Origin of the sequence: Roseovarius sp., from assembly GCF_048262375.1 — a bacterium.
Classification (GTDB): Bacteria; Pseudomonadota; Alphaproteobacteria; order Rhodobacterales; family Rhodobacteraceae; genus Roseovarius.
Map to the genome: position 1 here is coordinate 153,969 of NZ_JBLXFE010000002.1, position 20,296 is coordinate 174,264.

Here is a 20,296-nt window from a genome sequence, read left to right on the forward strand (position 1 = left end):
ACCCAACAATGAACACTCCAGACACCCTGAAAAAAGACGCGGAGAATATCCGAAAATCAGGTGATTTCGATGCGGATTGGTACCTGAAAACCTACCCGGATGTGGCGGCCTTAGGCATGGACCCGGCAGAGCATTATTTGCAGTATGGCAGGATGCTGGGCCGGCCACCTCGTCCCGAGAGCGCGGCTTTGCCAGTACAAGAGCCTTCGTCAACAACGTTGCCGCCACTGGCCGAAGCGTATTCATCCCAAAGTTTGCAGGCGTATTTGGGTCCTTCTGAACTGCCGGTGAACAAACGAGCTGCGGATTTACCTCGGGTTTCGGTTGTGATGACGTCGCACAATGCTGAAGACACGATTGAGAATGCGGTCACCTCGCTGATCAACCAATCATGGCCCAATATTGAAATCATCGTCTGCGACGACCGAAGCACCGACTCCACATGGAGTATCTTGCTGGAGTTGCGCCGTCGCAGTCCCAAGACATTGAAAATCATCCGGCTCGAATGCAACAGTGGGACTTACATTGCTAAGAATATCGCAATTGAGTCCGCGAGCGGTGAGTTCATCTTGTTCCAGGATTCCGATGACTATTCCCACCCCGACCGCGTAATGGTGCAGGTGCTACCATTGCTTGAGGATCGGAACCTGCTAGCGACCCGAACTAAATATTGCCGTTTTGATCCGGAAACAGGGCGCATCATCCCGGTGGCGGGTCTGTTATCGAAATACGGGCTGATCACGCTGGCCGTGCGGCGCAAGGTGTTTGCCGAAATTGGATACTTCGACGCGGTCCGTCGCGCAGGTGACGACGAATGGTATCAAAGGCTCCTGCACCTTTATGGCAAAAGTGTCGTAAAGGGGCTTGATGTCACTTTGTATCTGGCAGAACTACGCCAAAATTCTCTTATCGCAGACATGCTCACCTTCAACGTGGACGGTTCCGTAGAACAAAACAGTTCACGGGCACGACGAACCTACGTCGACCAATTTCAGTCCCGTTTTGCAGACAAGTCCAAGAACGCGCTGTGGTACCGGACAGCCTTTTCCGCCGTGCCGAGTATTCCTGTGGAAGAGTATCCTGACACCATCGCCGCGTTGCGTCCGAACGCTTGCCCTGTATTTGCGTCGGTATGCAGCATCCCGCGCAGGAAGGATCAACTGGCGCATGTTGTCAGGCGAATTCTGCCGCAGGTCGATCATCTTTACGTCTATCTGGACAAATATGACGATACGCCTGATTTTCTAAAGAATAATCCGGCAATCACCGTCTGGCATGCACGGGACTTCGACCGGGATTTCCGGGACAATGGAAAATTCCTTGCCTATGACGAACTGAAAAAACGCCATAAGCCGTTTTATTATGTTACCTGCGATGACGATCTGGTTTATCCGCATGACTACGTCCGCACCTTGATCGACCGGATTGAGACCTATGAGAGAAAGGTCATCGCAGGGGTTCACGGAGTGGTCTGCGAGGAACATCCGAAGGCCTATTTTCAGCACAGGTTTCTGTATCATTTCATTTGGGACAGCCCTTCCAAACCTAGGCTTGTCAACAATCTTGGAACAGGAACGACCGCCTTTCATTCCGACCTTTTTGAAAGTCTTGACCCGCGAGCTTGGTCAGTCGGCGGCATGGTCGATATCTTTTTTGCCAAAGAAGCCCGCAGGGCCAATGTTCCGATGCTGTCGATCGACCGCAAAGCATTCTGGTTACGCGAAGCGGAAATGCCACAGGACAATCCCACACTGTTCAACGAGTTTAACGAGAAGGAGAAAATCATTCTTCAGCATCTGAATGAATGTGCCCCGTTGGGATACAAGGGAATTCTCAGTGTTCTTGAGCATCAACCAGAACCTCTGCGGACCAGTCTGCACCGGCTGCTGCCAACTGTTGCGAACAGCGTTTCAGTTGAACAGACACTTCACAGATTGCGAGGACGGTGATCGGCTGAAAAGTCAGAAACCACCTTACGTAAACACCGCTAAAGCAAAACATACGTTACATGGAAAACATCCCGGAGTTTTTAATGAGATCTGCACGTGACTGATAAAACCGATATCATTATCCGCGAGGGCACGCGCATTCCGGTCAGGACACGGACGGGATCGACCAAGGCCTTGGTGGTATTGTTTCACGGCGGCATGAAGCGAGACAAGCGGGAGTTTCCGTTCTTTCAGCCCTTCTTTCCGCTGTCAGCCCACCAAATGGCGATTTCCGATCCGACAATGTATGCCGATCCGACAATGCCGACCGGGTGGTACATCGGGTCCGAAGGCGAAAATCTGCCACAGCATCTTTCGAGGCTGATCCAGGAAGAGGCAGAGCGGCTGGGATGCACCCGTACAATCTATGTGGGCGGGTCGGCGGGCGGATTTGCGGCGTTGATGTATTCCCGTCTTCATCCCGGTAGCATTGCCATCGCAGCCAACCCACAGACCCGATTGCAAAGCTATTTTATCCCGTCGGGGGTGAACCTGCTGCGTCGGGTCTGTTGGCCATCGGCAGATACTGTCGAAGCGTTGGCACGCATCGCGCCCATTGATGTCTGCACACAGTATGAGCAAGGTTTTGATAATCATGTAATCTACATTCAGAGTGCCGGGGACCATGATCATATGTGCGGTCAATTGGCACCGTTCCTTGCCGCGATAGATGCCGCCCATTCTAACCGCGTGGTATTTGATGTCGGGTATTGGGGAATTCCGGGACACAGCGGTTCGGCTCCACCGCGCGCATGGTTGCCTTGGGTACGCGCGGCGCTCGTTTCTCCAAGTCTGCGCTCAGAGGATCTGCTCACAACCCGATATGGGCTGGAGCAACAGGCTGAGGCGAAAACGTCCTTGCCTGCAGAAGCTCTCAAAGGAGTCGATCCCGCCGACATCCGCCGCGCCGAATTACTGCGCGATCTTGCGTTGAGATCCTAATGGGAGGACCACGATGACCAACAATCCTTACAAATCCCTACCCAAGAAAGCCTTTTGGCGGCCCGCAGTCGCGGAGCGCCATTATGCGGATCTCGAAGATCTCTGGCAGCCATTCGAGCTGAAGAAAGCGCACAAGGTCGCAACCGCTGGCAGTTGTTTTGCACAACATATCGGCAACAATCTGGCCCAGCGTGGCGCCAATTTTATGGATATGGAACCCGCCCCGCCAGTTTTCGACTCTGAGGCGGAAGCGCGTCGTTGGGGCTTTGGGGTCTTCTCTTGCCGCTATGGCAACATCTACACGACGCGCCAACTCATCCAGCTCTTGGACGAGGCGTTCGGCAACCGTACCCCCGCCGAACGGGTCTGGGAAAAGCAGGGCCGCTTCTTTGACGCCCTCCGCCCGAGCGTAGACCCGGTAGGCCAAGACAGCGCCGAAACCGTTATCGCTCTGCGCGAGCGGCATCTTGCAAAAGTCCGTGAGATGTTCGAAACTCTCGATCTTTTCGTATTCACCCTTGGCTTGACTGAAGGATGGGAAAGCGTCGCGGACGGCACCATGTTCCCCATGGCACCGGGGACCCTCGCAGGTAGCTATGAGCCAAGCAAATACCGCTTCCACAACCTGCGTCACTCCGAGATTCTGGCCGATTTGATCGGCGTGCGTGAACGGCTCAAGGCGGTCAATCCCGGGGCGCGCACCCTGCTCACCGTATCTCCCGTGCCGCTCACGGCGACAGCCACCGAACATCACGTCCTGTCCGCCGCCGTCTATTCCAAGTCGGTCCTGCGCGGTGTGGCGGGCGAGATGGCCGAGGATTTTGAGGATGTCACCTATTTCCCATCCTATGAAATCATTTCATCGCACCCATCGGGCGGTATGTTTTTCAACCCGGATCAGCGGACGGTCAATCAGTTCGGAGTTGACTACGTCATGAAGCATTTCTTCTCTGGACCGCTCGCCGAGGAGTTCGGCGCGGGGCACACTGCGGATGAGGACGGTGATCTGGACCTGATCTGTGATGAGGAACGTCTCGAAGACGCGCTTGACTAAGATAGAAGAGTATAGCGACTAAGGGAGCTAAAGCGCTTGAACGCATTTGATACAGAACGTCCCAAGCTTTCTTTTCCCGAGAAAGAAGCTGCGTATCTGAAAACGATCTACACGTCTGCCCAAGTCATTTTGGAATATGGCTCAGGCGGCTCGACCGTGCTTGCTGCGTCGATGCCCGACAAGCTGATATTCAGCGTCGAATCTGACCGGCTCTGGGCGATGCACCTCCAAGCCCATATCGATGCCGAGAATCTGCCATCCCCGGCCACAGTGTATCACGCTGATATCGGTCCCACCGGCACCTGGGGGCGGCCATTGGACAATACGAACTGGGCCCGATTTCACACCTACCCTCTCGCGATATGGGATGAGCCTTTCTTCCGCCATCCGGATGTCGTTCTGATTGACGGCCGCTTTCGCGCGGCCTGTATGATGACGACCCTCGCACGCATCACCCGCCCGGTCACCGTGCTCTTCGATGATTATACCGAACGCGTGCCGTATCATGTGGTTGAAGACTGGATAAAGCCGCGCGAAACGGTTGGACGCATGGCTGTTTTCGATGCGGTGCCGGGGCGATTAGGCCAAGAGGCTCTGAGCCGGATCAACGATGCACTTGCGCAGGCAACCTATTCGTCGCAGGAGGCATTCTATGAAATGCATGCCGCAGACGCGATTGCGCAGCGATTAGAGAAAAAGAAGGACCGCGGATAATGAGTGTCAGCAAACAATCCTCTGAAACCATGGTCGCCACAACGACACACGAATTTTTCGCACCCGCGACGATAAAGCCTTTGTTCTGGCGTCCCCGTTTCCGCGCCAGTTCACCCGTTCAGCTTCACGCACCACTTTTGCTTTGGTTGGCCGCAGATGCGCGTGTGCGACAAGTTGGTGTGCTTGGGGTCGGCGACGGCTTTGCGCACTTTCTGTTCTGTCAGGCAATTGACAAGTTAAACATTCAGGGTCGCTGCACAGGCTTTGGATTCTGGAAAGACCAAAAGACGGGCGCGGCGCTGGCGCAGCCACCCTCCTTGCTGACCGAACACGCCGAGCAATTTTATGAGGACATTTCAGATATCAGGCCCTTCCTCAACTCGACAGACGCCGTCGAGAATATTGCCGAGCAGAGCCTTGATCTTCTTTTTGTCGATCTGAATGCACTGGCAGAAGGGGATCACCCGCATATTGAAGAATTGATAAGACGGTTGCGAAGCAACGCAATTTTGATCGTCCATGCAACAAACGCACTCTGGCAGGGCGCGGAGCATAGCGCCGCCTTGGCCAAGCAGCTTGGGCGTCTCGACAGGCTGGAATTTCGCAACGGTGATGGGTTGAGTGTCTTTCCCATCGGCCAAGAGCAGTCGGCCCGCCTGAAAAGTCTCATGACCGCGCGCGAGAATGGGGAAGTTTCCGGCGATATTCAGCTTGTCTTTCGCCGACTCGGACAGAGTTTGGCTGCGATCGAGGAAGCACGCATCCTAAAGTCCAAGAGCGCCGCTTCCTCCAAAGCGCTGTCCGAAGTGCAGGAACAACTGAAAAGCATAAAACAAGAGCTTGCAGACCTACGCGAGGCCTATGACCAGCGCTCGCGCAAGGTTTCTGAAACTCAGAGTTTAATTTTTGATCTGCAAACCAGCCTTACGTCTACGTCTGGTGAAAAAATACAGCTCGAAAAGTCCCTGGCCACCGCCGAGAGCACACTTGCAGCCGCCCAAGCAGAGCTTAAGAGCCAGAATGAAGAACGCATAGCAGCGCAAGCAGCAACCCGTGCGGCGATTGACCGTGCCGAAGAGGCCGAGGCAGCACTGGAAACCGCCCAAGCGGAGCTTAAGAACAAAAGCGAGGATCTCATAGCGGCGCAAGCGGCAACCCATGAGGCGATTGGCCGTGCCGAAAATGCCGAAGCGGCACTGGAAACCGCCCAAGCGGAAGTGAACGCAGCACAGAAACATCGAAACGCCGAGTCAGAGCGTGCAGCGCAGTTGGACTTACAGATCAAGGCAACGCAACAGGCCTTAAATATGGAAAAGGCGACCCGGTTTGAAGAAACCGCAGCTTTGACCCGCATGCTGGAAAAGGCGCGCGCCGAGGTGAAAACGGCAAAAGCCGGATGGAAGACCGAGTCAGAGCGTGCGGCGCAACTTGAACTGAATATCAGCGAAGCATCCCAGACTATTGAATCCCTCAGATTTCAGAATGAGGAATTGTTGAACAGCACCTCATGGAAAATGACTGCGCCGATACGCACCGTCAAAACGGCTTTCTCAAAGGAAAAGTGATCAACAAAGACGTGTCCGCGATGGCGTGGATCAGTACCCGCAATACCGCGACCGCACGTCTCGGCGCGGTATCGTGAACCTCTCGGCATCGGCCTTGGGATACCTTGGCGCGCTCGGAAAACCGGCGGTCTCACCCGGCGGAGAAACCTGACGGGGCACATCGAACCTGAAGGACTGACAAATCAACTGATCCTTGAGACCGGCATCGCGTAGCGGGCCGGGCTTACGGTTCAAAAGGCTGACAATATGGCCAGCCTTGATTCCCAGCCCCCGGGTTTCAAATCTCAAGGCGTCTCGCAGCTCGAAAACTTCCGTTTCTGCGCCCGGTCCGAACAGGTCATCCTCGCCCTGCCAGTTTGCTCCGGTCGCAAATCTCAACCTGTAGACCCCCGGCGGCACCAGAACCTTAAAGACGCTACCACCCTTGATATAGGCGGCCAAAGCGGCCTTGCCCGAGAGTGCATCCAGCAAGGTCAGCAGATAATCCTGCCCCGGCGGCGTCTTGACCTGCAGGGGAAACACCGCAGGCAATCCGGTCCTGTTCCACATCAACCCGGCAGGCGGGACCGGGTGCGCCGCATCACTGTGCGCGCGCGCAAGCGGCGCTTGCACACAAAACAGCAGCGCCACAAACCCCGCAAGAACTCCGCTCCGGATCGGTGTCATCCCATCAGCCTCATCGCCTGACGCCGCAAGACGCCGGGCGGCCATGCTCTGACCGCATTTTATCAGCCGCCAGGCTGCGGTTGAAGACCGGGATGTGTCATGACCTCGCCCCTCCCGAACGAACGCAGCGCCATCCACATGGTCAACGTTCTGGCTTGGCGCGGGCTGGTCTCACAATTTTCGCAGATAGGCCCAAGAGACATATCCCCTGAGCCCGCGCGCGCGTTCCAAATAGACGTCACACCAGCGCGTTCCCCCTGTCTGCTGACAGCTCTGGACCCGCAACACGGTTCCATTCGGAAGACCTACGATCACGATATAGCCGGTCCCCGGCCCCGCACGCATCTTGAGCATGTCATCGCCCTCGACACCATGAACCTCATAGCGCCCAAGCGAGGCCGCGACCACGGGGGAGGCCCCAAGGAACATGTGCATCACACCCGCCGCCAGCGCGACAAAAACAGCTTTGCGCATCACAATCTCCCGCGTGCTCCCTCATGGGTCTTTGTACCCTCTTGAGGAGACGAACGGAATAGGCCCCGGATCATCAAGCGCCTGCTACTCCCGTCTCGGGCCAGCGCTTTCCCCATGCCTGACCGGGCCACCCGATCACGCCCGGCAGACCTAGGGCGTAATGAAATCCTCCAGCAGCGCATGAAACAAGGCGGGCTTTTCCAGATGTACGGCATGGGCGGTGCCCGGCACCACGGCCAGCACGGCATCGGGTAACCCCTGCCACAGCGCCTCGACCTGCGGCCAGCGATAGGACCTGTCCCCGTCCCCCCAGAGCACCAGGGTCGGCATGCTCAGTCGCTTCAACGCGCCGCGCCCGTCCCAATGGCTCATGGCGTCCAGCCCTGCCAGCGCCGCCCGCTCACTCGCCTGCGCCCCCAGTTCCGCGACGATCCCAAACCCTCTGGCCGCGGCCCCGGCACGAAACCATGTGGCCCCGATCCGCCGGATCGTGCTCGCCACCCCCTCACTGCGGATTCTCTCGCGCGAGGTTTCCAGCAATTCAAAACGGTCGGGCATCGCACCTAATGGCCCGGTCCCATAGAGGATGAGGCGCGCAATACGCTCGGGATGCGTTGCGGCCATGTCCTGCACGATCATGCCCCCCATAGAGTGCCCCAGCAGGGTAATCGTCCCCAGCCCCAGATCGTCCAGTAGATCCACCACCGCCGCGCCAAAGCTGGCGATGCGATCAGCGGGCGGCAAATTGGCAGAGCCCGCATAGCCCGGAAGGTCGGGGGCAATCACGTCATACCGATCCGCAAACCGTGCGATTTCCGCCTCCCATTGCGCCGAGCCCCCCAAATAGCCATGCACAAGGACCAGCGGCGTGCCCACGCCCGCCCGCCGATAGCTCAGGCCCCGGCGACTGATCAACGCATCTGATCGGGCAGCCACAATGCGGTCTCCGGCAAAAGGATAAGGATAACGATCAAGAGAATGAGCGCGCCGATAAAGGGCAGACAGCCCATGATCACATCACCGACGGTGACCTGCCCGCGCCCGATCCCTTGAATCACATAGAGATTGAGCCCCACAGGCGGCGTCAGCACCGCAATTTCCATGGTGATCGTATAGACCACCCCAAACCACACAAGGTCGAACCCGGCCGCCGCCATCAACGGAAAAATCGTCGGCAGCGTGATGAATGTCATCGACACCGGTTCAAGGAACATGCCCAACACGATGTAAAAAATCAGAACGATGCTCAGCACCACATAAGGCGAGAGATCGAAACTCAGAAACAACTCGGTGAACTGTTGCGGCACACGGTAATAGGTCAGAACAAACCCAAACAGCACCCCGGCAGACAGCAAAAGACCCAAATACCCCATGGTCCGCATGGTGGCGAAAAGCGCGTCTTTGAACCCCTGCCATTTCAGCCCACCGACACCAAAGGCAAGCAACACAGTCAACAGCGCGGCCACCGCCGCCGCCTCTGTGGGGGTGGCAATCCCGGCATAAATCGCCACGGTGATCACCAATCCGATCAAGGCAATCGGCGCAATGGTGGCGGCGATCTGGACAAGGCCCATTTTCACCGCCGTTTCACGGTCCGGAATATCTCCCGGCTTCAGAATGCCCCAGATCAGCACCACCATCGCAAAAGAGGTGACAAGGATGAGCCCCGGAATGACCCCCGCGATAAAGAGATCACCAATGCTCTGATCCGTGACAATGCCATAAAACAGCAGGATCAGGCTGGGCGGGATCAGCACACTCAATGTGCCCCCCGCCGCCAGAACGCCCGACGACAGCCGCTTGCCATAGCCCAATCGCAACATCTCGGGCAGGGCCACGCCGCCAATCGTCAACGCCCCCACCATGGACGACCCACAGACCGCGCCAAACCCCGCGCAAGCCCCGATCGAGCCATAGGCAGCAGAACCGCGCACCCGCACGCCTTGGTGCAGGAATTGATAGAGGTTCGGGCCAATCGTCGATTTGCCAATCAGTTCGCCCAAGAATACAAACAGCGGCACCGCCAGCAGGATATAGTCGATCCACACCCCCCAGAGCTTGAGTTCCGCCGAGACGATAGAGGTATCAAAACTCTGGATTTGCCAAAGAAACGGCAAGGAGGCCGCCGCCAGAGCAAAGGGAATCGGCAGGCCAATGGCGATCAGGAACATCAACAGGCCCAGCAGTCCCAGACCGACTTCATACCATTCCATCGCTCAAACCTCCGTTGCCGGGGTGCGGATCAACCGAAGGAGCCGCAGCGCTGCGTAAATCGAAAAAAGCACGAGGGCCAACGCACCCGGTGCCCAAAAGGCATAGCGCGGCCATAGCAGGATTTCGGACGAGGCACCCGAGTTGAACGATCGAAGTGTCGCGCTCACACCTGCCAGAGAAAAGAACAGACCCACCCCCAGCATCACGCACAGATTGACCAGCGCCGCCGCCTTGCGCCACAGAGGTGGCAGGATGTCAGTCAGCATCGTAACCTTGGGATAGGCATCCTCGCGCATCGCATAGGCCAGACCCGCAAAAGCGACGGGAAACAGCAAAAGCGCGGTGGCCTCCGTCACCATCCGGTCAGGCGCACCCAACGCGTAGCGGGTAAAGACGCCGTAGCTGATCCAGACCATCTGCACGAGGATCACGATGGCCCCTGCAGCCGCCAGCCAGACAACAGCGCGTTCCACATGGCCAATCAATCGGTCGAGACCGGTTTGCATGACGTGCCTCCCTTTGCTTGATATGCTGCGCCAGCGACCGCCGGGGGGACCCGGCGCTCGCTGGCTGTCAGGTCACGGCTTGTGCTGTGCAAAAAGCGCGCGCACCTTACCGGCGAGTTCGGGACCGCACGCTGCATCAACGGTTTCGTCCCACTTGCCCTGAACACTGGCAATCAGCTCCATGCGCTTGTCCTGAGAGATCGAAACCGCCGCGCCGCCGCCTTTCATCACCGCATTGCCAACACGCTGATCAACCCAATCCTCATAGCGCGGCTTGAGCCATTCTTCGGTTTCGCTGGCAGCCGCCATCACTGCGGCCTGCTCATCGGCAGTCATGCTGTCGAACTTTTCCTTGTTCATCATATACTGGATATTGCCATAAAACAGGTTGGCATTGACCATATAGGGCATGACATCCCACAGCTTCCAACTGGAATAGGTGGCAACCCCCATGTTGATCCCGTCGACCACACCGCGCTCTGCCGATTGAAACACTTCCTTGGGGGCCACAAACACCGGCGCGCCGCCCCATGTCTCGATCATCAAACTGACAAGCGGACCGATCGAACGGACTTGCTTGCCCCCAAGATCACCCAGATCGCCAATCGGCTCTTCAAACCACCATTCCTGATCATAGGAATAGTTCGAATTGAACACCGGCACGAGGTTGATCGCCGCCGCCTCATCGCGCACCAGATCGGCATAGGTCGCGTCCATCTCGATCTGGCCGTCCAGATCAACCGCCACCGGATAGAGCGAGGTCACCCGGTAGCAGGGCAGCCGTTCATCGGCGGGCATCCAGCTCATGTCCGAAACACCGCCCTGAACCGCATCCACACCCTCGGACCAGCCGTGCAATGTGGCGGACGGGAAAATCTCGACCTTGACGCTGCCGCCGGTTTTTTCCGCAACCAGATCAGCGAAATGTGCGAAACCATCATAGCGGATATCGGCCTCGTTCACATAGGTCGACAGGCGGATCGTCGTCTCGGCCCATGCGGGTACCGCCACCGTCAATCCAAGCGCGGTGGTAGCAATCAGTCCTTGCAGGGAAACTTTCATCTCTCTCTCCTTGTTGGATACATCGCGAGACCGTTCATGCGGCCTTCGTCCTTGGGCATCTGCCTTGAAAGGATGCTAGGGCAGACCCCCACGAGTCGGCCAATTCAAACATTTCATAAAACTATTCCGATCTTGCATGATTATGGCGATTGGCGCAGTCTGACCGCAAGAGAAGGGGCAGCATGGATATCAACTGGCTGCGCGACTTTGTTTGCTTGGGACGGACGCTGAATTTCACCCGCGCAGCAGAAGAGCGTAACATCACCCAATCGGCCTTCAGCCGCCGCATCCGGTCGCTGGAAAACTGGATCGGCGTGCCGCTGATCGACCGCGCCAACTATCCGGTGCAACTCTCCGAGGCGGGGAGGCAATTCTTGCCGGTGGCGCAACAGACCGTCGCGGATCTCACCGATACCCGCCAAGCCATCCGCGAGCGTGCGCGCGGCCATGCCAGCTTTCAACGCTTTGCCGCGCTGCATGCCATCTCGGTCAATTTCCTACAACCGCGCATGGCGGCACTAGAGCGGGACTATCCCGATCTGCGCACCCGCGTCATATCTGACAGCCTCACAGCCTGCTGCCAGTTGCTGAGCGAAGGAGGGTGCGAATTTCTGCTCTATTACCGCCATCAGGACGTATCCCCGATCCTCGATGAGACCCGTTTCAAACGCAAAGACATCTGCGAAGAGCGCCTGATCCCAGTGGCCCAGCATGAGGCCGCAGCCCGCCTCGGCTGGTCCCTGCCGCCGCGCGCCGGCCAAGAGGTACCGTATCTCAGCTACGATCCCAACACCTTTCTGGGAACGGTCGTGGATCAGACCATCGGCAACCGCCGCCCGGCGCTCGACCTGCGCTACATGGATGCGCTGGCCGAGGCCCTGAAGCGCCGCACGCTGGCTGGGGCGGGGCTGGCATGGCTGCCGGAATTCTCAATCCGTCAGGAACTGGCCGACGGCACGCTGGTCCGCCTTGGCGGACGCGACTGGACTGCGACGATGACGATCTCGCTCTTCTGCTCGCCCGAGCGGCTGGATGATCTGGGCCGCATGATCTGGGATCAGTTCTGAGCGCCGCTCACACAGGCGCGACCAATATCGCGCGGAAATCGTTGACATTGGTCAGCGTCGGCCCCGTCACCACCTGCCCGCCAATCGCGCCAAAGAACCCATGTGCATCGTTGATCGCCAAGGCCTTCTCGGGGTCGACCCCGGCGGAGGCGGCCCGCGCCAAGGTCTCCGGGCCGATCACCGCCCCCGCCACCTCGGCCGCGCCATCCACTCCGTCGGTGTCACAGGCCAGCGCGTGAATCCCCGCCGCCCCCCGCAAGGCCAGCGCCAGCGCCAACGCATATTCCGCGTTGGGCCCGCCCACACCATCGCCGCGCCGCGTCACCGTCAACTCACCGCCAGACAGCAGCAGCACCGGCGCATCGCCCATTGCCAGCCCCGCCTGCACCTCGCGCGCCAGCGCCGCATGCGTCGCGGCCACATCCCGCGCTTCGCCCTCCAGCGCATCGCCAAGGAAACGCACGCTCAATCCCTCAGCCCGCGCCACCTCGGCCGCCGCCTCCAGCGATTGCACAGGGGCGGCATAGATCACATTCTCGACCTGGGCCAACCGCGCATCCCCCGGCGGCACCACGCCGCTCTGCCCGCTCAGCACTGCCCGCGCCGACAGCGGCAGATCAATCCCGTAGCGCGCCACGATCGCCAGCGCCTCAGCCGCCGTGCTGGCCTCGCCCACCGTCGGCCCCGATCCGATCATCCCCGGATCATCCCCCGGCACATCCGAAATGAGCAGCGCATGCATCCGCGCCGGATAGGCCGCCGCCGCCAATTGCCCCCCCTTGACGCGGCTCAGATGCTTGCGCAGCACATTCATTTGGCCAATCGGCGCGCCCGAGGCCAGCAGCGCCGCGTTCACCGCCTGTTTGTCAGCCAGCGTCATCTCTCCCGCGGGCTGCACCAACAGCGACGAGGCCCCGCCCGAGATCAGCGCCAGCACCATGTCATCCTCGCCCAATCCCCGCAACAGCTCCAGCATCCGCGCCGTGGCCTGCATCCCCGCCGCATCCGGCACCGGATGCGCCGCCTCGACGATCTCGACGCCCTTGCAGGGCCGGGCATAGCCATAGCGTGTGATCACCAGCCCCTCGCAGGGGCCCCATTGCGCCTCGACCGCCTCGGCCATGCGCGCACTGGCCTTGCCTGCGCCGATCACGACCATACGGCCCTTGGGGCGCGCGGGCAGATAGGGGCCAAGGCTCTGCATCGGGTCGGCCACGGCCACCGCCCGGTCAAACAGGCGGCGCAACAGGGTCTGGGGATCGGTCATGTTCTGGGGTCTCCGCTTATATCGCGCGCACCCTAGCTTGACCCGCGCGGGTGGGAAAGCCCCTCAACAGCGCGTTCGACGCGCTACGATCTGGCGACGCAACGCAGATGCTTTATAACGACAAAAACCGTGTGCCGCCTCAATCGCACGAGGGGATTCCTTGCGGTGCAGAGTGAACGAGGAAATGCTTTCACAACTATTTTGATTGAGCTTTCAGCCATCCGTCGCCTACTCTCTCATGAGTTATCATAAGGATGTTTCCATGGATCGCCCTGATTATCTGATTCAAGGAGAGACTGCCCGTCTCTTTCCTGTCCTAGCCACAACGTCCAAGGAAGGCCGCACCACCTCGATCGTTCTGGCATGTATTTCAAAGGTGGAAGAATTCGGAACGGAGTTGATGGTCAGTTTAGGCCAGCGTGTCGGCAAACGCACGACACTACAGACCTACACAGAAGTTGTATTCAAAAATGAAAAAGTAAAACTGAAGGATCGCCCCGATGGCTTGATCGTCATGCAAAACGGCACAAAGCAGTGGCGCGCTCTTGTCGAGGCCAAGGTCGGCAATGTCGAACTTGGTGCTGAGCAGATTGAAAGGTATCGTGAAATTGCAAAGGAGCAGGGCGTTGATTGCGTTATCACCATTTCAAATCAATTTGCGACCACTCCGGAAAATCACCCGATTGAGGACGTTCGCAAAAGCCGCTCAAAAATCCCAGTATATCATTGGTCGTGGATGTCCATTCTGACGACAACGGATATTCTGTTGAACAAGGACGCAATAGCAGACGACGATCAGAAACTGCTCCTGAACGAGCTACGGCGCTTTCTGACGCATGAAAGCGCGGGCGTTAAAGGCTTTGATCGGATGCCCCCTGAGTGGGCAGAGGTCAATCGCTTGATCTCAGCCGGTGGCAGAATTCCTGCCAAATCGACAGAGGCTACAATCGTGTTAGATGCTTGGCATCAGGAAACCCGAGACCTGTCACTTATTCTCAGTCGTCAGACAGAAACCACCGTGCAGGAAAAATTGCCAAAGAAGCATCGCCAAGACCCAGCTGAGCGGCGCAAGGATGAATTGCTCACACTCAAGGAAGTCGGGCAACTCCGCTCAACTCTGGAAATCCCAGGTGCCGCTGGATCTTTGGAAATTGTCGCGGATATTGCACGGCGCACGCTCGACATTGGAATGACGCTCCGAGCACCGGAGGACAAGGTATCTTCCAAGACGCGTGTAAATTGGCTCTTGCGCCAGATAAAAACTGACAAACACGATGAGCTTTTTGTCCGACTCAAATGGCCAGGTCGGAGCGAAGCCACGCAATTTCCCCTATCCGAGTTGATTGGAGACCCCGCCGTTTGTGAAAAAGACAAAGCAGGCCTTCAGGTTCTTAGCTTTCATGTGTTCATGGCTAGGCGATTGGGAGCAAAGTTCACTCAACAAGTGAACTTCATAAAGGAATTGGAAGAAGCGGTGCCATTCTTTTATCGCGAAGTCGGTCAGAACCTCGCCGAATGGAGAAAACCCGCGCCGCGCATCAAGGAAGACAAGCCATCCGCCGTGGATGTAAATGTGGCGGCTTTACAGGAAGACGCCGAAGAGGACGTGGACGAGTAACTTCATTACCGGTCGCCACCCCTGCATTCCGGAAGCGCTCCCCCAGACCGCTTCTATTCCCCCAACCGCCCCCACAAATCATACTCCCCCGCCTCATCCACCACGACCGTGACGATATCGCCCACGGCGATCCCCTCAGTCCCCTCGTCAATAAAGAGGTTCCCGTCGATTTCCGGCGCGTCCGCCTTGGTGCGGCAGGTGGCGATGCCGTCTTCGTCGATCTCATCGACGATCACTTCTTGGACTTTTCCAACTTTATCGGCGAGCTTACCCTCAGAAATCGCCTGCGCCTTTTCCATAAAGCGATCCCAGCGCTCTTGCTTGACCTCATCCGGCACATGATCGGCCAAGGCGTTGGACCGGGCCCCGGCGACGTTTTCGTATTGAAAACACCCCACCCGGTCCAATTGCGCCTCATCCAGCCAATCCAGCAAAGTCTGAAACTCTTCCTCGGTCTCGCCCGGATAGCCGACGATAAAGGTCGAGCGCAGCGCGATGTCGGGGCAATCCCGCCGCCATGCCGCAATCTCGTCCAATGTCTTGGCCGCCGCCGCAGGCCGCGCCATGCGCCGCAGCACCTCGGGATGGGCATGCTGGAACGGGATATCGAGATAGGGCAGCACCAACCCCTCGGCCATCAGCGGGATGAGGTCGCGCACATGCGGATAGGGATAGACATAATGCAACCGCACCCAGGCCCCCAGAGACCCGAGATCGCGCGCCAGATCGGTGATATGGGCGCGGTGCCCCCGCTCTTCGGCATGGCGGATATCGACGCCATAGGCAGAGGTGTCCTGAGAGATCACCAAGAGTTCCTTGACCCCGCTTTCCACCAGCTTGGCCGCCTCGCGGATCACCGCATGCGCCGGGCGGCTCTGCAATTTGCCGCGCATATCGGGAATGATGCAAAACTTGCACTTGTGATTGCAGCCCTCGGAAATCTTGAGATAGCTGTAATGGCGTGGCGTCAGGCGCACGCCCGAGGCGGGCAAGAGATCAACAAACGGATCGGGGCTGGGCGGCACCGCCAGATGCACGGCATCCAGCACCTGCTCGTATTGATGCGGGCCGGTGACGGCCAGAACACGCGGATGCACCCCGGTGATATATTCGGGCTCCGCCCCCAGACAGCCCGTCACGATCACCCGGCCATTCTCGGCCAGCGCCTCGCCGATGGCCTCAAGGCTCTCGGCCTTGGCGCTATCGAGAAAGCCGCAGGTATTGACAATGACCGCATCCGCCCCGGTGTAATCGGCAGAGATGCCATAGCCCTCTGCGCGCAGCCGCGTCAAAATCCGCTCACTGTCCACCAGCGCCTTGGGACAGCCAAGGCTGACCATGCCGATGGTCGGCTGGCCCGCGCGGGGGGTCTCGGACAGACGCGCACGCGGCGCGAGATCGGGGCGGAGGTTGGGAGGGTTCTGGGCCATGGGGCGCGATATACTCTGCCCCCGCCTCTCCGCCTAGCCCAAAAGCGGTTGCTCCCCTCTGCCCCGCGCGCCTAAACTGCACGCAAAGAGAGCGGGCAAAAGGGGCGATGCCATGCGTTGGGTATTTCGACTGTTGGGACTGGTCGTGGTCATGTTGGCCATCGTCCTCGGCGCGCTGTTTTTCCTGCCGGGCGAACGCATCGCCCGCATCGCCGCCGACCAGATTTCCAAGGCAACAGGCCGTCAGGTCACCATGTCTGGTGACACCAAGATCAGCTTTTATCCCATCCTCGGCGTGTCCACCGGCGCGGTCGAGGTGGCCAATGCCGACTGGTCCAAGGCAGGCCCGATGCTGCGCGCCGACAGCCTCAAGATCGGGGTGGAACCACAGGCGCTCTTTGGCGGCGACATCCGCATCACCGGGCTTGAGGCGATCAATCCCGAAATCCGGCTGGAACGCGCCGCCGACGGGCGGGTGAACTGGGAACTGGGCGTAGAGGGCGTGGCCCCCTCGGGGCAATCCGACAGCGGCCTTGCCACCTCGAACCGCCTCGCGCTCACGCTGGACCGGGCACTCATCACCGGCGCCGCGATGACCTATACCGATCACGCAACCGGCACCACGCATGCCTATCGTGACATGGATTTCGACCTGCGCTGGCCCGATTACGACGGTACCGCCACCTTTGAGGTGGTGCTGCGACAGGCGCAGGGACCAATCTCGCTCTCGGGCCACCTCGATCAGGTGGGACAATTTATTGACGGCGCGGTGACGGCCATGTCGGCCACATTCAAAGCGCCGGGCGGCAGCATGGGCTTTGCCGGACGCGCCGGGCTGCAACCCCAACTGCAGGGCCGCCTCGACATCGACATCAACAGTACCGATACGTTCATGGCGGGCCTCGGACTGGACCCGCTGGATTTGCCAAAGGGTTTGGGTGCCAACGTCAAGGGCGGCACCAACCTCACCCTGACCGACAGCCTGCAACTCTCTCTGCGCGAACTCTCGCTCAATCTCGGGGGTAACGCGCTCGCCGGGGCGGCCGATATTGCGCTCGCCGGCGCTGTGCCCCGGATCAACGCACAGCTCAATGCGGGCGCGCTCGATCTGTCCGGTCTGGCAGGCAGTGACACCAGCGGCGGCGGCAGTGCGGACAGCGGCTGGTCGCAAAGCCCGATTGATGCCAGCGCTCTGGCCCTCGCCAATGGCGAAGTGGCTCTCATCGCCGACAGCATCAACCTTGGCGATCTGAAACTGGGCAAGACCCGCAGCCTGATAACACTGGACAATTCCCGCGCCGTGTTCGATCTGCGCGAATTGCGCGCCTATGACGGCCTTGTCACCGGGCAATTTGTGGCCAACAACCGCTCGGGCCTCTCGGTCGGCGGCACCCTCAACGCCAGTGATATCAACCTCGAGCGTTTTCTCACCGACGCCATGGGCATCACCCGCTTTGCCGCCTCGGGCAATGGCGAGATGAACTTTCTCGGCGTGGGCAATTCCGTGCAGGCGATCATGCGATCGCTCTCGGGCAAGGGCAGCTTGCGCACCGGGCGCGGGGTGATTTCCGGCATCGACCTCGACCGGCTGATGCGCGCGGGCGATGTGACGGGGGGCACCACGATCTTTGATGCGATGACCGCCTCCTTCACCATGGACAAGGGAAATCTCTACAATCAAGACCTCGCCATGAGCCTGCCCCTTGCCCGTGCCTCGGGACAGGGGCGTGTTGGGCTGGGCGCGCGGGACATCGACTATCTCTTTACACCGGTCTTGCTGGAGGGCGAGAATGCCCGCGGCCTCGCCATCCCGGTGCGGATCGAGGGGCCATGGGCCAACCCGCGCATCGCCCCCGATCTGAAAAAGGCCATCGACATGAACCTCAAGGCTGAGCGCGACAAGATCGAGCAAGAAGCCAAGGACCGGCTGGAACGCGAGGTGCAAGAGCGCCTGAACGTCGCCCCGCAGGAAGGTCAGAGCCTTGAGGATGCCCTCAAGCAAAAGCTTGAGGACAAGGCCGCGCGCAAACTGCGCAAGCTGTTCGAGTGAGGCGGGCACGGGATTTGAGTATTTTTGGAACGATGAACCAGCGGGCGCGCCAATGAGCGAGGTCAAAGCGCAATACGAGGCCTATCCCTATCCCGCCCGCGACCCGGCGGATGAGCGCAAACGCCTGATTACCGGCTCACCTTCGCATGTGCTGGAGATTGACCATTTCCTGTTTGAGGGGCGGCGCGACTGGCGCAAGCCGTTGCGCGCGCTCATCGCGGGCGGTGGCACCGGCGACGGGCTCATTCAACTGGCCCAGCAGATGCGCGACGCGGGGCGCACGGCAGAGATCACCTATCTCGACCTCTCCACCGCCTCGCGCGCGATTGCCGAGGAACGGGCAAGGGTGCGGGGGCTGACCGGCATCCGCTTTGTCACCGGCAGCCTGATGGATGCGGCGGATCTGGGACAGTTCGACTATATCGACTGCTGCGGCGTGCTGCATCACCTGCCCGACCCGGCAGCGGGGTTTGCGGCGTTGCTGTCTGCCCTCGCCCCCGGTGGCGGTCTGGGCTTTATGGTCTATGCCCTTTACGGTCGCGCGGGCGTCTATCCGCTGCAAGAGGCGTTTGGCGCGCTCTACGCGGAACTGCCACCCGAGGCGCGGCTGGAGGCTGCCAGAAAACTTGTAACCGCCCTGCCCGAAGGCCACCCGTTCAAAGCCAACAGCAACCTTGGCGATCACAAGGACAGCGACGCGGGCTTTTACGACCTGCTCTTGCATTCACAAGACCGGGCCTTTGACGTCACATCCCTGTCCGACACCCTCAGCCAAACCGGCTGGGCGCTCTCGGGCTTTACCCTGCCCGCTCTCTATGATCTCTCGCGGATCACCACGGCCCCGGCGCATCTCACCCCGACAGAGCGCATGGCCGTGGCCGAGAAACTGCGCGGCACGATCAAGACGCATGTGGGCTATGCCACCCGCGCCACCGAGGCGCGCGCCCCCGCGCAGGGGCGCGACCGCCACCTCAGCCCGCACCTCAAGGGGCTGCGCGCGCCGGAGTTGGCCCGCGCCATCGCGGCGGGCCAAAATCCCAAGTTGCGGTTCAACGGTCTTGAGGTCCGGCTCGCCCTGCCAAAACAGGCCGCCCCCCTCATCGCCGCGATAGACGGACGGCGCAGCCTGACCGCAATCGCACAGGTCACCGGCACCGATCCGGTCGCAATGGGCAGCCTCTGGGCCCAGATCGAGCGTGAGATGGGCGATCACGGCCTGCTGCTCTATTCCAGCATCCTGTGCGCATGAAAAAACCGCCGCCCGGACCCAACCGGACGGCGGTTTCTATCTCAATCGGCGACCATCTCAGGCGGCCAGCGCACCCTTGGCTTGGGCCACGATGGCCCCAAACGCGGCAGGCTCATGCACAGCCAGATCGGCCAGAACCTTGCGGTCCACTTCGACCCCGGCAAGGGTCAGACCGTTGATGAACCGCGAATAGGTGAGCGATTCGTCATAGGCGCGCACAGCCGCGTTGATCCGCTGGATCCACAGAGCGCGGAAATTGCGCTTGCGGTTCTTGCGGTCGCGGGTCGCGTATTGGTTGGCCTTGTCGACGGCCTGTGCGGCCACCTTGAAGGTGTTCTTGCGGCGGCCATAGTAACCCTTGGCGGCCTTGATGACTTTCTTGTGACGGGCGTGGGTAACTACCCCACCTTTGACGCGTGACATATCCTAA

Annotated in this window: 18 protein-coding genes; 9 read left to right on the plus strand and 9 right to left on the minus strand. The window is 59.6% G+C overall.

The window, feature by feature from the left end; genetic code table 11:
* Window positions 1-8: 8 nt before the first annotated feature.
* From ACN0SW_RS03275 to ACN0SW_RS03295, 5 genes are all read left to right on the plus strand, one after another.
* The gene (locus tag ACN0SW_RS03275; RefSeq protein ID WP_417726469.1) at window positions 9-1,949 is read left to right on the plus strand and encodes a glycosyltransferase; all 1,941 of its coding nucleotides are present in this window, start codon (window positions 9-11) and stop codon (window positions 1,947-1,949) included.
* Window positions 1,950-2,045: 96 nt separating this feature from the next.
* On the plus strand, window positions 2,046-2,930 hold the full coding sequence (locus ACN0SW_RS03280; protein WP_417726470.1) for a hypothetical protein: 885 nt from the start codon (window positions 2,046-2,048) through the stop codon (window positions 2,928-2,930).
* A gap of 13 nt (window positions 2,931-2,943) precedes the next feature.
* Window positions 2,944-3,984: a GSCFA domain-containing protein gene (locus ACN0SW_RS03285; RefSeq protein ID WP_417726471.1), complete on the plus strand. Its 1,041-nt coding sequence runs from the start codon at window positions 2,944-2,946 to the stop codon at window positions 3,982-3,984.
* Between the two features lie 36 nt (window positions 3,985-4,020).
* The gene (locus ACN0SW_RS03290) at window positions 4,021-4,698 is read left to right on the plus strand and encodes a hypothetical protein (protein ID WP_417726472.1); all 678 of its coding nucleotides are present in this window, start codon (window positions 4,021-4,023) and stop codon (window positions 4,696-4,698) included.
* Window positions 4,698-6,263 carry a class I SAM-dependent methyltransferase gene (locus ACN0SW_RS03295; RefSeq protein WP_417726473.1) on the plus strand — a complete coding sequence of 522 codons (1,566 nt, stop codon included), beginning with the start codon at window positions 4,698-4,700 and terminating at the stop codon, window positions 6,261-6,263. Before ACN0SW_RS03290 ends, ACN0SW_RS03295 begins: the two co-directional genes overlap by 1 nt.
* A gap of 30 nt (window positions 6,264-6,293) precedes the next feature.
* Here the strand turns inward: ACN0SW_RS03295 and ACN0SW_RS03300 are convergent, their stop codons facing one another.
* The 6 genes from ACN0SW_RS03300 to dctP form a co-directional block, all read right to left on the minus strand.
* Window positions 6,294-6,974 (minus strand): hypothetical protein, encoded by a 681-nt coding sequence (locus ACN0SW_RS03300; RefSeq protein ID WP_417726474.1) that lies wholly within the window; start codon window positions 6,972-6,974, stop codon window positions 6,294-6,296.
* Window positions 6,975-7,100: 126 nt separating this feature from the next.
* Complete coding sequence (locus ACN0SW_RS03305) at window positions 7,101-7,403, minus strand: SH3 domain-containing protein (protein WP_417726475.1); 303 nt, start codon at window positions 7,401-7,403, stop codon at window positions 7,101-7,103.
* A gap of 150 nt (window positions 7,404-7,553) precedes the next feature.
* Window positions 7,554-8,339, minus strand: a complete 786-nt coding sequence (locus ACN0SW_RS03310) for an alpha/beta fold hydrolase (protein WP_417726476.1) — start codon at window positions 8,337-8,339, stop codon at window positions 7,554-7,556.
* Window positions 8,315-9,616 carry a TRAP transporter large permease gene (locus tag ACN0SW_RS03315; protein WP_417726477.1) on the minus strand — a complete coding sequence of 434 codons (1,302 nt, stop codon included), beginning with the start codon at window positions 9,614-9,616 and terminating at the stop codon, window positions 8,315-8,317. The genes ACN0SW_RS03310 and ACN0SW_RS03315 overlap by 25 nt, the downstream gene beginning before the upstream one ends.
* 3 nt (window positions 9,617-9,619) lie before the next feature.
* Entirely contained in the window at window positions 9,620-10,123 is a 504-nt protein-coding gene (locus ACN0SW_RS03320) for a TRAP transporter small permease (protein ID WP_417726478.1), read from the minus strand.
* A 72-nt stretch (window positions 10,124-10,195) separates the two neighbouring features.
* The gene (gene dctP, locus ACN0SW_RS03325) at window positions 10,196-11,185 is read right to left on the minus strand and encodes a TRAP transporter substrate-binding protein DctP (protein WP_417726479.1); all 990 of its coding nucleotides are present in this window, start codon (window positions 11,183-11,185) and stop codon (window positions 10,196-10,198) included.
* A 182-nt stretch (window positions 11,186-11,367) separates the two neighbouring features.
* Here dctP and ACN0SW_RS03330 point away from each other — a divergent pair, with 182 nt between their 5' ends.
* Window positions 11,368-12,252, plus strand: a complete 885-nt coding sequence (locus ACN0SW_RS03330; protein ID WP_417726480.1) for a LysR family transcriptional regulator — start codon at window positions 11,368-11,370, stop codon at window positions 12,250-12,252.
* Between the two features lie 7 nt (window positions 12,253-12,259).
* Here the strand turns inward: ACN0SW_RS03330 and ACN0SW_RS03335 are convergent, their stop codons facing one another.
* Complete coding sequence (locus tag ACN0SW_RS03335; protein ID WP_417726481.1) at window positions 12,260-13,519, minus strand: glycerate kinase type-2 family protein; 1,260 nt, start codon at window positions 13,517-13,519, stop codon at window positions 12,260-12,262.
* 262 nt (window positions 13,520-13,781) lie between these two features.
* On the opposite strand from ACN0SW_RS03335, the gene ACN0SW_RS03340 reads away from it, so the two are divergent.
* Window positions 13,782-15,137: a hypothetical protein gene (locus ACN0SW_RS03340; protein WP_417726482.1), complete on the plus strand. Its 1,356-nt coding sequence runs from the start codon at window positions 13,782-13,784 to the stop codon at window positions 15,135-15,137.
* A gap of 53 nt (window positions 15,138-15,190) precedes the next feature.
* Here the strand turns inward: ACN0SW_RS03340 and rimO are convergent, their stop codons facing one another.
* A complete protein-coding gene (rimO, locus tag ACN0SW_RS03345; protein WP_417726483.1) occupies window positions 15,191-16,567 on the minus strand; it encodes a 30S ribosomal protein S12 methylthiotransferase RimO in 1,377 nt (458 codons plus the stop codon).
* A 112-nt stretch (window positions 16,568-16,679) separates the two neighbouring features.
* Between rimO and ACN0SW_RS03350 the strand changes: the two genes are divergently transcribed.
* On the plus strand, window positions 16,680-18,617 hold the full coding sequence (locus ACN0SW_RS03350; RefSeq protein ID WP_417726484.1) for an AsmA family protein: 1,938 nt from the start codon (window positions 16,680-16,682) through the stop codon (window positions 18,615-18,617).
* 52 nt (window positions 18,618-18,669) lie between these two features.
* Complete coding sequence (locus ACN0SW_RS03355) at window positions 18,670-19,866, plus strand: class I SAM-dependent methyltransferase (protein WP_417726485.1); 1,197 nt, start codon at window positions 18,670-18,672, stop codon at window positions 19,864-19,866.
* A 57-nt stretch (window positions 19,867-19,923) separates the two neighbouring features.
* On the opposite strand, the gene rplT is transcribed toward ACN0SW_RS03355, so the two are convergent.
* Window positions 19,924-20,289, minus strand: coding sequence for a 50S ribosomal protein L20 (rplT, locus tag ACN0SW_RS03360; protein WP_417726486.1), 366 nt, complete (start codon window positions 20,287-20,289; stop codon window positions 19,924-19,926).
* Window positions 20,290-20,296 lie beyond the last annotated feature (7 nt).

Bases quoted from the DNA above. Each gene is read 5' to 3' on its own strand.
- ACN0SW_RS03275 (WP_417726469.1), top strand. From the start codon at position 9: ATGAACACTCCAGACACCCTGAAAAAAGACGCGGAGAATATCCGAAAA.
- ACN0SW_RS03285 (WP_417726471.1), top strand. From the start codon at position 2,944: ATGACCAACAATCCTTACAAATCCCTACCCAAGAAAGCCTTTTGGCGG.
- ACN0SW_RS03295 (WP_417726473.1), top strand. From the start codon at position 4,698: ATGAGTGTCAGCAAACAATCCTCTGAAACCATGGTCGCCACAACGACA.
- ACN0SW_RS03300 (WP_417726474.1), bottom strand. From the start codon at position 6,974: ATGGCCGCCCGGCGTCTTGCGGCGTCAGGCGATGAGGCTGATGGGATG.
- ACN0SW_RS03305 (WP_417726475.1), bottom strand. From the start codon at position 7,403: ATGCGCAAAGCTGTTTTTGTCGCGCTGGCGGCGGGTGTGATGCACATG.
- ACN0SW_RS03315 (WP_417726477.1), bottom strand. From the start codon at position 9,616: ATGGAATGGTATGAAGTCGGTCTGGGACTGCTGGGCCTGTTGATGTTC.
- ACN0SW_RS03320 (WP_417726478.1), bottom strand. From the start codon at position 10,123: ATGCAAACCGGTCTCGACCGATTGATTGGCCATGTGGAACGCGCTGTT.
- dctP (WP_417726479.1), bottom strand. From the start codon at position 11,185: ATGAAAGTTTCCCTGCAAGGACTGATTGCTACCACCGCGCTTGGATTG.
- ACN0SW_RS03330 (WP_417726480.1), top strand. From the start codon at position 11,368: ATGGATATCAACTGGCTGCGCGACTTTGTTTGCTTGGGACGGACGCTG.
- ACN0SW_RS03335 (WP_417726481.1), bottom strand. From the start codon at position 13,519: ATGACCGATCCCCAGACCCTGTTGCGCCGCCTGTTTGACCGGGCGGTG.
- ACN0SW_RS03340 (WP_417726482.1), top strand. From the start codon at position 13,782: ATGGATCGCCCTGATTATCTGATTCAAGGAGAGACTGCCCGTCTCTTT.
- rimO (WP_417726483.1), bottom strand. From the start codon at position 16,567: ATGGCCCAGAACCCTCCCAACCTCCGCCCCGATCTCGCGCCGCGTGCG.
- ACN0SW_RS03350 (WP_417726484.1), top strand. From the start codon at position 16,680: ATGCGTTGGGTATTTCGACTGTTGGGACTGGTCGTGGTCATGTTGGCC.
- ACN0SW_RS03355 (WP_417726485.1), top strand. From the start codon at position 18,670: ATGAGCGAGGTCAAAGCGCAATACGAGGCCTATCCCTATCCCGCCCGC.
- rplT (WP_417726486.1), bottom strand. From the start codon at position 20,289: ATGTCACGCGTCAAAGGTGGGGTAGTTACCCACGCCCGTCACAAGAAA.